The organism is Streptomyces sp. A 4/2 (assembly GCF_940670765.1).
Taxonomy (GTDB): domain Bacteria; phylum Actinomycetota; class Actinomycetes; order Streptomycetales; family Streptomycetaceae; genus Streptomyces.
In genome coordinates, this window is the sequence record NZ_CALNVW010000060.1 from 81,471 (window position 1) to 94,420 (window position 12,950).

Here is a 12,950-nt window from a genome sequence, read left to right on the forward strand (position 1 = left end):
CCCCGGAACGCAAAGGGCCCCCCACGCACCCGCCAGAGCCGACCTACCCTTGCTGCCTTCCGGCCCTGGGGGAGTTCAGTCAGATAGCGCCACGTGAGGGGCTGACGCCCACCCTAGCTGATCCACCGGGTCGGAATCGAGTTCGCTAGCACTCCCCAACGTCTTGTATTGTTTGCCGCGGAGGATTCGCCTAGTGGCCTAGGGCGCACGCTTGGAAAGCGTGTTGGGGGCAACCCCTCACGAGTTCGAATCTCGTATCCTCCGCCATTGCTCTCACCGGGCAATACGTCGAAGGCCCCCGCTGCTTGCAGCGGGGGCCTTCGACGTTGGTGGTCTCAGTTTTGGTCTCAGTTGGACGAGCCCGTGACCGGGGACCGCCGCGAGGTGTGGGTACGGCAGCCACCCCTGGCTCACCAGGTGATCCTCGCCCGCCTGGGTCTGGCCGACAGCGTCCTGGACATGCCGGTCGCACCGAGCCGACGAGTGCTGTACCTGGCGCTGGACCGGTACAAGCAGATCGCCCGCGCCATGGCCCGCAGCATCGGGCCCGAACACGAGCAGCGCTTGCGCGACGGGCTCGCTGTCTGGCAGGGACCTCTGCCCGCCAGCCTGGACAAGGAGCCCGACCTCCTGGCAGACCTCGCCGCCGCTCACCAGGCCGACACCATCGTGATCGACAGCCTCAAGGACGCGGTGAGCACCCTGGTCGACGACGCGCTTGGCGTCGCCTACAACAACGCCCGCCAGCGAGCCATGCGCAACGGCGTCGAGATCATGGAACTCCACCACCAGCGCAAGGCCACCGAGGGCGCCCCACGCGCCCAGAAGCCCACCCTGGACCGGGTCTACGGCTCCACCTGGATCACCTCCGGCGCGGGCAGCGTCCTCTTCATCGCCGGGGAAGCGGGCGACCTCGCCGTCACCCTGCACCACCTCAAAACCCCCACCGGCGAGATCGGCCCCCTCCAGGTCATCCACGACCACGAACGCGGCACCTCGACGCTCGACCCCGCTCTCGACCCGGTCGCCATCCTGCGCCAGCGCCCCGACGGACTGACCGTGCGCGAGCTCGCCATGATCCAAAGCGGCCAGAACAACCCCGAGCGCTCGGCCACCGAGAAAGCCAGGCGCACCCTGGACCGGCTCGTCAGGGCTGGCCTCGCGGACAAGGCCGAAGGAGCTGCAGGCGGAACGGGAGGCGGTCAGCAAGCCCGCTACCGCGCCTCAGTCCGCCATATCGGCGCCGTCTCCTGACCTGATCGCCGAACGCCGGGACCGTACACGAGGGCGTACACGCACCCCTCCCCCGCGCACCGGCCCACGCCTCACCGCAGGCGTACACGCCAAGAACGAAACCCCAGGTCAGACGATCACGCGATCGTTCACGCCGTACACGCACACCAGCGTTCACGCGTGAGCTCCCCTTCAGAAGGGGGCTCGCGTGTACGCCCCCTGCGTGAACGCCGTGATCGCCTCCGCAGAACCATCCCGGAGAACCCCGCATGACCACACCCGCCACACCCCACGACACCCCCCCGGCACACTCATGCGACGCCCCGCGCCCAGGACACGAAGCGACAAGCAACGCCCCAGCACGCTGCCGAGCGATACGCCCTCGCCGCGGCCGGAACCGTCATCATCGCCCTCACCGCCGGCGGCTTCTGGCTCTCCTACGCCCACCTCGCCCAGGTCGCCGGACAACATGGACTGGGAAGCTCCCCGGTCCGGCAATGGGCCTGGCCCGCAACCTTGGACGCCTTCATCGTCGCGGGCGAACTGCTGATGCTCCGCGCCGGCCTTCGCCGGGTGACCGACTGGTGGGCGGTCGGTCTGACCGCCATCGGGTCGGCCGGATCCATTGCGCTCAACGTGGCCGGCGTGAGCGGCACGGGCAACGAGCGCGTCGCACCCCTACTCGACTACGTGGTCGCGGCGGTTCCCCCGACCGCAGCCCTGCTGGCGTTCGGCGTGCTGATGCGGCAGATCCACCAACTGGTCGACCGGGCTTCCGACCGGCCCGCCACCGGTTCCGTCGAGACGCCGGATTCGCCTGCCGTACCGCCCGCGCACATCGGACAATCACAAGCCACCGCATCCGGCCCCCGGAACGCGCTGCCCCGAATCTCGAAGAGCCTTCCGCGAGGCGGCCGACCGGTCAGCGCAACGGTCGAGGAACTGGTCGAGATCGGGCGGATCGCCGCGGCGGAGAAGCGCAAGCTCACACGGGGCATCGTCCAACAGGCCATACGGGACAAAGGACACACGGTCGGCGGCCAGAGGCTGACCGAAGTCATGGAAATCCTCCGGTCGGAACCCGGCGCCGATCGGAACGTCAGCTGATCGCCCGCCATCCGGTGGCCGGAACTCCTCCGGCCACCGGTCAGAGCGTGCCCCACCCCTCCGCCTGATCGCTCGTTACCGCCTACGGCCGTAGCCGTGCCCCCGCATGCCGCCATCCCTCCCGCGCTACTCCGGAGCAATATCCGTGACCCACGACCCGCACCACCCCGACTCCGAAATCGGATCGCCGCTGACACTGACGAAGTCGCCTACGCTGTCGGAACGTTTGTGGCGGGCGTTCGGACGGGCTGCTCCTGGCGGAGCCAGTAGTACCCCGAGTCCGACTCGTGGCCGGTCTTCGGGGGTCTCCGCCCCGGGGGTGGCGGAGACGGCCCAGCGCCGGGGGGCGCCGGACCAGGTGGTCGAGACCGAGGGCGGCTCTGACCCGGACACGCTTCACACAGCCCAGCAAGCGATCCTCCGCCCGACGCACACCGACGCGCCCGCCGTCAGCGAATCCGCCGTGCAGAGCGTCCAGCCAACGATCCGTCGGTTCACCGGCGACAAGCGCACCAAGCGCGTCGGCCCCATGCGCTTCACCGACGACGAGCACACCAGCCTGCGCGAGGCCGCAGCCGAGCACGGCTACAAAGGCGAATCCGGGTTCGCCGCCGACATCGTCCTCGCCTTCCTCGACGGCCAGTTCACCGCGAACCTCCCCCTGTCCGAGGATCGACGCCGTACCCACATGTTCCGTGCCCAGGTCCTGCGCGCCCTCAACCGCACCGGCGTCAACGTCAACCAGATCGCCCGCGCCCTCAACAGCGACTACACCCCGCCCGACATCCGTCAGCGCCTCGACGAACTCCACCGCCTGCTCACCCTGATCGCCGGGGCTCTGCGCGAGCCCACCGAAGCGACGGAGGTCTGATCCGCGTGATCGCCGCTATCAAGCCCGCCGGCTCCAACACCCGTGGTCTGCTCGCCTACCTCTACGGCCCCGGCCGGCACGACGAACACCTCGACCCGCACCTCGTCGGCGGATTCTCCATGCTCGGCATGCCCGACCCCGGCCGCGACGAAAACGCCACTCTCACCCAGCTCGCCCGCCACCTCGACGAGCCCGTTCAACTTCGGAACAGCGAGTTCGGCAAGCCTGTCACCGACCATGTCTGGCACTGCCCCGTCCGCGCCGCACCAGAAGACCGCTACCTCTCCGACACCGAGTGGGCCGAGATCGCCCAGCGCATCGTCCAAGCCGCCGGCATTGCCCCCGCAGGCGACGATCTGGCCTGCCGCTGGATCGCCGTACGCCACGCCGACGACCACATCCACATCCTGGCCACCACCGTTCGCGAGGACGGCCGTCGCTCCAAGCTCCACGGCAGCGGCATCCGCGTCGGCAATGAGTGCCGGGAGATCGAGAAGGACTACGGACTGCGCCGCCTGAAGAAGGGCGACCGCACCGCCAGCCGGCGCCCCACCCAGGCCGAGATGCACAAAGCTGAGCGCCTCGGCTGGGAGCAGACCAGCCGCGAATGGCTCCAGGACCAGATCCGCGCCGCCATCCCGCACACCACCAGCGCCGAACAACTCCTTGCCTACCTCGAAGCCGACGACATCCTGGTCAAGCCCCGGCGTGGCCCGTCCGGGGACCTCCTCGGCTACGCAGTCGGCCGGCCCGGCGACCTGAACAAGGACGGCGAGCAGATCTACCACCCCGGCGGGAAGATCGCCCCCGACCTGTCCTTGCCCAGGCTGAAAGCCCGCTTGGAGACCAGCGCCCCCGAGGAACACCCCACCGCCCGTCGCAATCGGTCCACCACTCCCTGGCATCAGGCCACTGACGCCCTCGACACCCTCCACGCAGAGATCAACGACAAGAGCCCCGATGACGGCGGGGACGCACGAGCACAGGCGCACATCACCGCCTTGGGCGAACTCCTCGAAGCCACCGCCCAGATAGCCCCCATCGACCTCCGCCCCCACCTGCAAGCGGCCAGCCGGGCATTTGCCCGTGCCCAGCGCTCTCAAGTACGGGCCGAAGACCGTGCCGCCCACGCTCTGAGGACCGCAGCCCGCGACATCGCGAACACCGCCACCGGCCCCGACGGCAGCGCGCTCGCGGCCTTGGTCGCGGGACTCGTCTGGGCCGCCGTCCTCGCCGGACGCTGGCATGAAGCGAACGGGCATGCCCACCAGGCCGACGCCGCCCGCCGAGCCGTCCGGCACCTCCAGTCAGCAGCCGACGACGCACTCGCTCCGACGCTCACCCAACTCGAAACCCGCCGCACCACGGAGGAGACCCGCCGCACCCTGGCCAGCGACGTACGCGCCGCCGTTCCCGAACACGCCGAGCGGATCCTCGCCGACCCCGGCTGGCCCGCCCTCGCCACCGTCCTCGCCGACGCCGAAGCCGGCGGCCACGAACCCCACCAGTTACTCAAGGAAGCCGCCGCCCGCCGAGAACTCGGCACCGCCCACAGCCCCGCCCGCGCCCTGATCACCCGCATCCAGCACACCAGCCGCAACCCCGCACCCAACCGCCGCGCGGAAGCAGCCCGCCTGCGAAGCACCACCACAGCAGCCTTCAGCGTGCCGTACGCCGATACCCAGCCGCCCACGGCACCCTCAGCCCCCACGAACAGGCTAAGCCGCCCACGCCGCTGACCCCAGCAAGGAGAGCTCGCTCCCAGAGCCCGCCCCACCACACTCCTGTCCGATCCATCAGGAGTCCTGCAGCCCTGGACCGCAATCCGCCGGATCGACTTCAAGTACCGCCTTGGCCCCGCTTGCGACGCTCCAGTGGCGCGTCTCACCAGGAGCTTCTTCTCCCCGCCCGGAAAACGATTCCTTAGGGAGAAGATTCCCTTCTTGGAAAAAAATGAGAGAGATCATCGAAATTTGATCTTGGCCTGTATTCAACATCGATGATGATCACACCTGTTGAGCGAGGAACTAGTTCCCGCCATTCGGATCTTGGCGAAATTTCCCCCGTGGGTAATGGCTTGCAAGGCGCTCTTGTTGGTCCGAAAGGCCGGTTCTACGATCGCCCACTCGTGTTACCGAAAGCTACCGGGCGTTTCACCTGCCGCTGGGGCGGCTTGAACTAAGTGGGGGTCGCTGGTGAGTTGGGGAAGTGCTGAGTCAAATGAGATTTCTGAGGCTGATGAGGCTCGACGCCAAGAGGAATACCGGAGCAGTGTCAAGAGATTCGATGAGATCGAAGATGACCTGCGGACATCGCGAACCTTTCAAAGGATATACGTTCTCTGCCTGCTGGGCGGCATAATCCTTACGTTCCTCCTCGGCTACACGGTTATCGTGGGTCTCTGGAAGTCGCAGCCTGTCTTTACTAGATGGGCAGGGCTCATCATCGTCAACTGCCTCTGGGTGGCGATGGGGTGGGCGATATGGAAGAACCGAAAGAAGGTTGTTGCTCGAACTGGCGCGCTGCGCAACGCACTTCAGGATCGACAAACTGCCGCTGCCAAGCTACCTCTCGACTCCCCTTCCGGACTTCGCATCTACCGCGAAGCGTCGCTTGACCTGATTGATCAGTACCGAACTTCAGCGAACAAAAATCGCCGGATTCACAACGTCTTTCAGGGCATCATCATCACTGGGTCAATTGTCACTTCGACGCTTGCGGCCATGAATGAGGGCAGTAGTCAAGTGCTGCGCCTTTCTGCGGCTTCCCTCAGTGCACTCGTCGGAATTTCGGCAGGCGTCACCGGATACTTCAAGTTTCGCGAACGAGGATACAATCTGCAATCCACGGCCGATGATATCGAGAAGCACTATAACGCATCGCAATTCATGCTCGATGAATACGCTGGGCGGGATGGCGAACCGCCTCTTCCTGAAGCTGAACGGCTTCGGATATTTGCGCGTTATGTGGAACGGCTGAAGGAAGAGCAGCGCAAGCGCGAGCTTCAGCTCGAAACCTCCAGCTCCGGGAATGAGGAGCGCGCGAGCTGATGTTTGCCCTGTGCAACCCTGCGTACTCCGTCGCGATGAGACGCTTGACGGGGCCTTCTGGAGTCCGGAAATGAGGGCGCGGCAAACCAGGTGGCTCCTCGCTCCGCTCTGGCAATGGAGGGCTCGACGCCTCGTAGACGCTCATGGCCTATCTATGTCTGACTCGACGGCTTGGTGTCTTGTCGCTCTCGCGCGAGACCCAGTGGAATACATTCCGCTCGTTCGGCACGTAGTGCTTCAGCGATCGCTGGGTGCATCCATTACTCCAGGGGTGGTCCTCGATTCGTGGCGGGACCTTGATTCGTGCGAGAAAACGAGACGCGTTGCTTGGCTCAACCGGTATGGAGCTACACCTCTGTACCGATTGGGCGTGCCCGAAGAAATCATCGAGTTGGCGGGCCTGCACGTAATTGAGTGGCAGCTCCCGCCGGGGCGAGACGCGGCTTCCTTGGTTGCTCAGAAACGCCCTCACTTTCCGGGAGATGTCCAGTAGAGCGTTTGTGAGAGGCCGACAGACACTGGCTATCTTTTTATGCCCCCCGAGGAAGTGGAATTATTTATGTGGCCGTTCCAACGCGAGGTGAGAAGCATGATATTTTCTTCCTCCGGCGATGGGCGCTCTTTTACTCGGTGCTCGCAGACTCTCCGATGCTGATTGAATTGGAAAGCGGTCATGGTGCAAGCCTTCAGGCCAGAGCCCGCGTCGGAGGCCCCTGCCACAGCCGCAGATCGGCAACGCCGGCATCGTCATTAGAAGCCCGCGGCAAGACGCCGCAGCAACAACGACTGCTGGGCCGGTCACCATGCGTGGTGACCGGCCCAGCAGTCGGCGTACTTCTGATTGCGGATCCATCGCTGTGAAGAGACGTCACGGGGCTATTTAGTTCTGCCGTCGTCCTCACCCACGACGCAGCACGCTGCCCCGCGCGCGATGCTTACCAACGCGGCGTCCGCCAGGTTGCTCGGCCGTCGCGAACGTTCTCAACGGGGCCGGACACGACGGTGCATCGTGGAGGAGGATGGCCTGCCAGACCTGCTCTTGCAGGGCCCGGATGCACGGGCCACAGGCGTGCATGGCGGCCTGGGCGCCGGCCACGCTAACGGGGCCGATCCACAGAACGCGGGTCCAACCCTGACCGCAGTAGAGCCAGCAGTGCCCATCGGTCCAGGTGTTGCCGTCGTCGGTGTCCGCCGCTGCTGGCAGACCGCCGCGGGCGAACTCGGCGACGCCGGGTACGACCCGCGGCGTCACGGCCAGTTCCATAAACACGCTCGGTCCTCAAGATCACTCGCTCGGTGCAGCCGCCCCGGCCTGCTCCTGCTTGCCTGCGTCGGCGAAGAGGAGCGTCGGTTCGGCGAGGATGTCCCGGCTGGACTCGCTCTTGTAGATCTCGTCGACGCTGCCGAACCGGGCCTGTGCGTAGTCAAGGTCGAGCAAGTCTGCAGCCTGTCGGACGGATGCTTCGTCGGGTCCTTCGATTTCGACGAAGGTGGGGAGGTCCGGCCAGGTGTCGAAGTCGAAGGCGACTTTGCCCAGGCACCACTCCTCCCGGTAGTTCTCCTGGTAGCGCACCTCACGCAGGCCGACGTTGCGGAGGATCTCGGCCATGGCGTGCAGGTCGGACACCTCGGTCTCGATCTCGGTGGTGCCGTCGATCGTTGTGGAGTCGGTGACCTGCTTCAGCGTGAGCGTGGAGCGGGTGCCCTCGTCCCTCAGGCGGACCCAGGCGCCGCCTTCGAGGGCGTCGTTCTCGAAGATTTTCCGGGTGAGGAGGGTGCGCGGAAATGCCTGGACGGCTCCGAGCGCCGTCAGTTTGGCCTGGAGGCCGTCGACGTCGACGGCGAGGAACTTGGCCTCGTACTCGTGCTTCATCGGTCCTTCTTCCCGTAGCTCTAGGAGGGGGTGGCCGCACGGGCGGCGAGGAGGAGGCCCATGCGGTGGTTGTGATCCTGCAACTGTCCGACGTGCGCCTGCTCTGTGAACTCGTTGGTCCGCAGAGTGAGCAGGACGCCCCAGTCCCCGATGAAGTAACGCCGCAGCTTCTCGGGGGATGTGTAGTGCTCCAGCACGTGGTGGCGTTGCGTGAGGGGCATCATGAACTCCGCGCCGAACAGACCGCCGGGCCGGACCAGGCGCTGCATGCGGTCGACGAACTCGCCCAACGGGCGGTGGTGGTTGGCACTGTAGTGCCACGAGCAACTCGTCCAGACGGCATCACAGGGGGCGGTGATGGGTTCGGAGGCGAGGAAGTCCTCCTCCACGACCTGGACACGGTCGTGAAGCCCTTCCTGCTTCAGCCGCTCGATCATGCCCATCGCGTGACCGGTTCTGTCACCCGGAAGCTGGACCTCGCCACCGTGGAGGGCGAGCGGGTCGCGCTCGATGGCGATGACGCGGTAGCCGGCCACGGCCAGCGGCACGACGAGTCTGCCGTCGCTCGCACCGATGACCGTAACGGTGGAGTCAGGCTCCGTACGCTCCTTCAGCGCGGCGAGGAACTGAGGGAAGAACGTGAGGGTGTGCCGCCACATGCTGGGTGTCTGCACTGGCTTGCTCTCCTTGCGGGTCGGTGCTCAGGACGGCTTGGAGTACCTCGTCAGGGGTGAGACCGGTGGTGTTCACGCGGTGCATCGGGAACGCGGCGTAGCCGTCGGTGATCTTGTCGGCGGTAATTTCAGCGAGGGCGTCCCAACGCGACACAGGCTTGTCGCGCTTGGCGAGTCGGCGTTGACGCTCGTCCTCCGCGCAGCCGAGGTAGTAGGTGATGGGACGCGGGATGCCCGGCGGCAGGGACACGGAGAGGTTGGCTCCGAAAGCACGGTGGTTGGCCAGGCACCGAGCGAAGTAGCTTTCGACGACGACCGGGATACCGGCGGACAGATACCGTTGGATCTGATCGGCTGCGGTGAACAGAGCCGAGAGGTAGAAACACATGCGTGCCTCTGCATTTCCCAGCCGGTCGACCTCCTGCCGTAGTGCCTGATAGGTGGGCGGCACGGTCGGGACCAGCGCCGCGCCACGGGCGGCCGCAAGCATGGGAGCGAGCGTCGATTTTCCGGTGCCGCGGAGCCCTTCGACGCTCTCGAACGACGCCGGGTCAGACACGTCCGTACACCACGTCCGGCACTGCGAGCGTTAGCTCATCGGTGGCGGACGGCCGGTGGTCGATGTGATCGGCGAGCTTGTCGTACCAGAAGGCGTGCGAGTCCTTGCCGACGGCCTTACAGGACATGGTGAGCGCGCCGCGCGGGTCGGCTTCGATCCGTTCGATCTCGACAGGGCCTCCGGCGGGGAGGCAGGCGTCCGGTGCACCGAGCTCGGACAGGTCCTCGTCGAGGATCACCTGGATGTCGAGCTCGGCCGAGGCCAGGCGCTCCCGCAGACGGGTGTAGGCCGTGGCGTCGTTCACGAGGAGCTCGGGGTGATCCGCTGCGTTGCCGACCGGCCGAAGGCAGTGGAGTTTCAGCTGCTCCACCCCGTAGTGCTGCAGTGTGCGGGCGAGCGGCAGGACCTCGTCGATGTTGCGTGAGGTGACCGTCATGGTCGCGCCAGCGCGGACGCCGAGCTGCTGGGCGATTTCGAGGGCGCTCAGGGCACTGCGGTAGCTTCCGAACTTCCGGATCTTGTCGTTGGTCGTGCAGATGCCCTCCAGCGATACCCGGAGCAGGTCCAGGTCGGGGGCGATCTCGGTCAGCCGGCGCTCGATGCGGTAGCCGTTGGTGCAGATCTCGACCTGCATGCCCAGGTCCCGCTTGGCGTATCGGACGACCTGGGCGAGGTCTCGGTAGACGAACGGCTCGCCGCCCAGCAGGGTGACCGCCTCGGTGCCGTACTCGTCGCGCATCAGCGTGAGGAGGTTGACCGCCTCGTCCGTGGTGAAGGCGTCGGCATGCTGGAGCCGTTTGCCGTGGAAGCAGTGCAGGCACTCGAAGTTGCAGCGGTAGAGCAGCTGCAGGTACAGCATCCGGATCCTGCGGATCCCGGTGACTTCGCTGATCACGAGGGTCTCCTTCGGGGCGCTTGCCTGGTGGGAGACCTGATAGTGGCGGGACAGGTACGGACCTCGTCACCGCGTATCGGGACGCTCCGAGGACGTCCTGGGACGTTTTCAGCGTGCGGCCAGCATCTCCAGGATTCCGAGCACACGGCCGGTGTCCGTCAAATCAGGCAGGACCGTACGGGCACCGGCGTCTGCCAGCTCCTGGGGGCTGTGGACGCCGGAGGCGACCGCGATGATCTCGGAGCCCGTGGAGAGTGCGGCCTCCACATCCCTCGGGGTATCCCCGACAAGCACGACGGGCACGCCATCCGGGGCACCCCGCAGCCGCTGGGCACGCTCCTGGGCTACAGCGACCAGGTCGGGGCGCTGGAGGGCATCGGCCCCGTAGGCGCCCACCGGCAGATCGAGGAGGGGGTCAAGGCCGAAGGCCGCGACCTTCACGCGGGCGTTGTCCGCGATATTGCCTGTGAGTACCGACGACACCCAACTGCTGCGCACGGACACCTCCTTCAGGACCTCCCGCACGCCGGGCAGGGCCGTCCCCCGGCGGCTGAGGTCCTGGAGACGCGCTTCACCTGCGCCGGACAGCGCCCCCTCGATAGCGGTCCAGTCCGGCTCGACCAGGCCGTTCCGCTCGAACATGTCGCGCATGATCAGCCGGTCCGTGCGTCCTTCCGTCCGTGCCGGTCCCGCGGGCGCCCTTCCAGCCAGGACCGTGAAGGCGGCGGCGTAGATCTCCTTGCTGACCCCGGCGTTCTCGATGAGGGTGTGGTCGATGTCCCACAGGACGATGAGCTCCATGCATCCAGCGTAAATACATCGGTCATGGCCCCCTTCCTTCTGGGGAACGTCCCGAAACGTCCTTGCCGCTCCTGACCGTCTCGGCTTGTATGGCGCCTGTGAACGAGCGATTGCACTCCGTGCTCGCCCAGCGCGGCATCCCACCTGAATCACTCGCCGAAGTCTGCGAGGTGGACCCCAAGACCGTTGGCCGGTGGCTCGGCGGGCGCGTTCCCCATCCTCGTCACCGCTTCCGCGTCGCCAAGCACCTACGGGTCGAGGAACTGTTCCTCTGGCCGACCCCGGCGCCGAGCACGCCGCAGCAGCTCACCGGTTCAGGGCAGGAGCTGGTCGGGACCTACCAGAACCGGGCGAGCGTCCCGCGCGACACATGGCTGTCGCTGCTCAACGGCGCCCAGGAGCAGATCAGCGTCCTCGTCTTCTCCGGCACCTTCTTCGCCCAGTCAAACCCGCACGTCGCCAAGATGCTCGCCGAACGCGCATCAACCGGGGTACGAGTGCGGCTCTGCTTCGGCGACTCGAAGGGCCGGGCCGCAGCAATACGGGGCCACGAAGAGGGAATCGGCGACACACTCGCCGCCAAGATCCGTGCCTCCCTGACCTACTACCGGCCCTTGTTGTCCGAGGCCGGATGCGAGGTGAGGCTGCACGACACCACGCTCTACACCTCCATGTTCCGGTACGACGATGACCTTCTGATCAACCCGCACGTCTGGGGCCAGCCGGCCAGCGCCAACCCCCTCCTCCATCTCCGCAGAGCAGACACGGCGGGCTGGTTCGACAACTACGCTCAGAGTTTCGAAGCTGTCTGGGCCACCGCACGGCCCTGGACACCAGACCAGGAGGAGCCCTCGCCACATGGGCAGGACTGAGTACTACAACGACCCCAAGGCCCCCAAGGCGAACACGCTCATCCCCGCCAATAACCTGCTCGTCGTCGACGACGACGGCGCCATACTGCTCCAACGCCGCCGGGACACCGGCCAGTGGGCCCTGCCCGGAGGAGCCCAGGACATCGGCGAGACGGCGGCCCAGTGCGCCGTGCGGGAATGCCTGGAAGAGACCGGGATCATCGCCGAGGTCACGGGGTTCCTGGGGGTCTACACGAACCCGAACCACATCGTGGCCTACACCGACGGCGAGATCCGCCAGCAGTACGAGAACACCTACATCGGCCGCCCCGTAGGCGGCGAGCCCACAATCAACGACGAGGCCGACGGTGTCCGCTACGTCCAGCCGAGCGACCTGGACCAGTACGACATCCACCCCAGCATGCGCCAACAGATCGGCGACTTTCTCGCAGGCACGTACCCCTATCTGGGCTGAGCCCCCAGCGCTGCTTCTACCCGTCCCACGGCCGCAAGGATGTCCGGCGACGCTCGACGGATGAACCGTCCCACCAGGCTGTCGGACCCGTACCGGCCGGTGATTTCGGCCAACCGAGCATCGACCGTGGTGACCTTGCCATCGGGCGTGGTCGTCATGTCGCAGTACACGACTGCATCCACAAGGCGCTGGTCGTCGACGAGTGGAAACTCCTCTTCCAGCGCCTCCCGCAATCCCCGTTCTTCTGCTTCCAGCAAGGCACACGAGTGGTTGGCCACGAGACGAACCAGCTGTTCGTCCGCAGCATGGATGCCGCGAAGGAAGCGGGCGCCATCCAGCGGATGAAATCCAGTGATGGCCAAGCGTGGCGCGTAACCCACGTCGTGCAGCACCGCAGCAGCGATCAACAGGTCCGCCTCATCTCCGACGACCTCCGCCAGTTCGCCCGCGCGCCGTCCGACCCCTTGCGAGTGCGCCCATCGACGAGGAAGCGATTCACGTAGCTCCACTTCGGCCACCGAGCATGCCCACTTCGCCATCGATCTGTTCATGCTCCGCCGC

The 12,950-nt window shown here is 66.3% G+C and carries 13 protein-coding genes, 1 tRNA gene, 1 other RNA gene and 2 pseudogenes; 9 read left to right on the top strand and 8 right to left on the bottom strand.

The genetic code is table 11. The features are described 5' to 3' along the window. Window positions 1–10: 10 nt before the first annotated feature. Window positions 11–105, bottom strand: an RNA gene (gene ffs, locus NBY69_RS35355) — signal recognition particle sRNA small type. A 74-nt stretch (window positions 106–179) separates the two neighbouring features. Here ffs and NBY69_RS35360 point away from each other — a divergent pair. The 6 genes and pseudogenes from NBY69_RS35360 (at window position 180) to NBY69_RS35385 (ending at window position 6,261) form a co-directional block, all read left to right on the top strand. Then, window positions 180–267: transfer RNA gene (locus tag NBY69_RS35360), tRNA-Ser, on the top strand. A gap of 96 nt (window positions 268–363) precedes the next feature. Then, window positions 364–1,254, top strand: a complete 891-nt coding sequence (locus NBY69_RS35365) for a hypothetical protein (protein ID WP_374211375.1) — start codon at window positions 364–366, stop codon at window positions 1,252–1,254. A gap of 270 nt (window positions 1,255–1,524) precedes the next feature. Continuing rightward, window positions 1,525–2,340, top strand: a pseudogene (locus NBY69_RS35370) (DUF2637 domain-containing protein); the annotation flags it as partial. 319 nt (window positions 2,341–2,659) lie between these two features. Continuing rightward, the gene (gene mobC, locus NBY69_RS35375) at window positions 2,660–3,211 is read left to right on the top strand and encodes a plasmid mobilization relaxosome protein MobC (protein WP_250306318.1); all 552 of its coding nucleotides are present in this window, start codon (window positions 2,660–2,662) and stop codon (window positions 3,209–3,211) included. A gap of 5 nt (window positions 3,212–3,216) precedes the next feature. Beyond that, window positions 3,217–4,950, top strand: coding sequence for a relaxase/mobilization nuclease domain-containing protein (locus NBY69_RS35380; RefSeq protein ID WP_250306320.1), 1,734 nt, complete (start codon window positions 3,217–3,219; stop codon window positions 4,948–4,950). 654 nt (window positions 4,951–5,604) lie between these two features. Further along, window positions 5,605–6,261, top strand: a complete 657-nt coding sequence (locus tag NBY69_RS35385) for a DUF4231 domain-containing protein (protein WP_250306322.1) — start codon at window positions 5,605–5,607, stop codon at window positions 6,259–6,261. An 898-nt stretch (window positions 6,262–7,159) separates the two neighbouring features. Here the strand turns inward: NBY69_RS35385 and NBY69_RS35390 are convergent. From NBY69_RS35390 to NBY69_RS35405, 4 genes are read right to left on the bottom strand one after another with little or no spacing between them, the layout of a single operon-like run. After that, a complete protein-coding gene (locus NBY69_RS35390; RefSeq protein ID WP_250306373.1) occupies window positions 7,160–7,525 on the bottom strand; it encodes a hypothetical protein in 366 nt (121 codons plus the stop codon). A 21-nt stretch (window positions 7,526–7,546) separates the two neighbouring features. Continuing rightward, window positions 7,547–8,134, bottom strand: a complete 588-nt coding sequence (locus tag NBY69_RS35395) for a class IV adenylate cyclase (protein ID WP_250306324.1) — start codon at window positions 8,132–8,134, stop codon at window positions 7,547–7,549. 20 nt (window positions 8,135–8,154) lie between these two features. Next, the gene (locus NBY69_RS35400; RefSeq protein ID WP_250306325.1) at window positions 8,155–8,808 is read right to left on the bottom strand and encodes a bifunctional 2-polyprenyl-6-hydroxyphenol methylase/3-demethylubiquinol 3-O-methyltransferase UbiG; all 654 of its coding nucleotides are present in this window, start codon (window positions 8,806–8,808) and stop codon (window positions 8,155–8,157) included. Next, on the bottom strand, window positions 8,726–9,298 hold the full coding sequence (locus tag NBY69_RS35405; protein ID WP_374211376.1) for a hypothetical protein: 573 nt from the start codon (window positions 9,296–9,298) through the stop codon (window positions 8,726–8,728). The genes NBY69_RS35400 and NBY69_RS35405 overlap by 83 nt, the downstream gene beginning before the upstream one ends. Here NBY69_RS35405 and NBY69_RS37775 point away from each other — a divergent pair. Continuing rightward, a pseudogene (locus NBY69_RS37775) lies at window positions 9,245–9,424 on the top strand (hypothetical protein); the annotation flags it as partial. The gene NBY69_RS35405 and the pseudogene NBY69_RS37775 overlap by 54 nt on opposite strands. Here NBY69_RS37775 and NBY69_RS35410 read toward each other — a convergent pair. After that, window positions 9,360–10,262: a radical SAM protein gene (locus tag NBY69_RS35410; protein WP_250306327.1), complete on the bottom strand. Its 903-nt coding sequence runs from the start codon at window positions 10,260–10,262 to the stop codon at window positions 9,360–9,362. The pseudogene NBY69_RS37775 and the gene NBY69_RS35410 sit on opposite strands and share 65 nt — an antisense overlap. Window positions 10,263–10,370: 108 nt before the next feature. Beyond that, entirely contained in the window at window positions 10,371–11,063 is a 693-nt protein-coding gene (locus tag NBY69_RS35415) for a haloacid dehalogenase-like hydrolase (protein WP_250306328.1), read from the bottom strand. Between the two features lie 98 nt (window positions 11,064–11,161). Here NBY69_RS35415 and NBY69_RS35420 point away from each other — a divergent pair, with 98 nt between their 5' ends. Next, entirely contained in the window at window positions 11,162–11,935 is a 774-nt protein-coding gene (locus NBY69_RS35420) for an XRE family transcriptional regulator (RefSeq protein WP_250306329.1), read from the top strand. Then, a complete protein-coding gene (locus tag NBY69_RS35425; protein ID WP_250306331.1) occupies window positions 11,922–12,389 on the top strand; it encodes an NUDIX hydrolase in 468 nt (155 codons plus the stop codon). The genes NBY69_RS35420 and NBY69_RS35425 overlap by 14 nt, the downstream gene beginning before the upstream one ends. Here the strand turns inward: NBY69_RS35425 and NBY69_RS35430 are convergent. Beyond that, the gene (locus NBY69_RS35430; RefSeq protein ID WP_250306332.1) at window positions 12,377–12,940 is read right to left on the bottom strand and encodes an HD domain-containing protein; all 564 of its coding nucleotides are present in this window, start codon (window positions 12,938–12,940) and stop codon (window positions 12,377–12,379) included. The two genes, NBY69_RS35425 and NBY69_RS35430, sit on opposite strands and share 13 nt — an antisense overlap. Between the last annotated feature and the right edge of the window lie 10 nt (window positions 12,941–12,950).

What these genes read in the sequence shown, in the direction of transcription:
- NBY69_RS35390 (WP_250306373.1), bottom strand. Translation starts at nt 7,525, where the DNA reads ATGGAACTGGCCGTGACGCCGCGGGTCGTACCCGGCGTCGCCGAGTTC.
- NBY69_RS35395 (WP_250306324.1), bottom strand. Translation starts at nt 8,134, where the DNA reads ATGAAGCACGAGTACGAGGCCAAGTTCCTCGCCGTCGACGTCGACGGC.
- NBY69_RS35405 (WP_374211376.1), bottom strand. Translation starts at nt 9,298, where the DNA reads ATGCTTGCGGCCGCCCGTGGCGCGGCGCTGGTCCCGACCGTGCCGCCC.
- NBY69_RS35415 (WP_250306328.1), bottom strand. Translation starts at nt 11,063, where the DNA reads ATGGAGCTCATCGTCCTGTGGGACATCGACCACACCCTCATCGAGAAC.
- NBY69_RS35425 (WP_250306331.1), top strand. Translation starts at nt 11,922, where the DNA reads ATGGGCAGGACTGAGTACTACAACGACCCCAAGGCCCCCAAGGCGAAC.
- NBY69_RS35430 (WP_250306332.1), bottom strand. Translation starts at nt 12,940, where the DNA reads ATGAACAGATCGATGGCGAAGTGGGCATGCTCGGTGGCCGAAGTGGAG.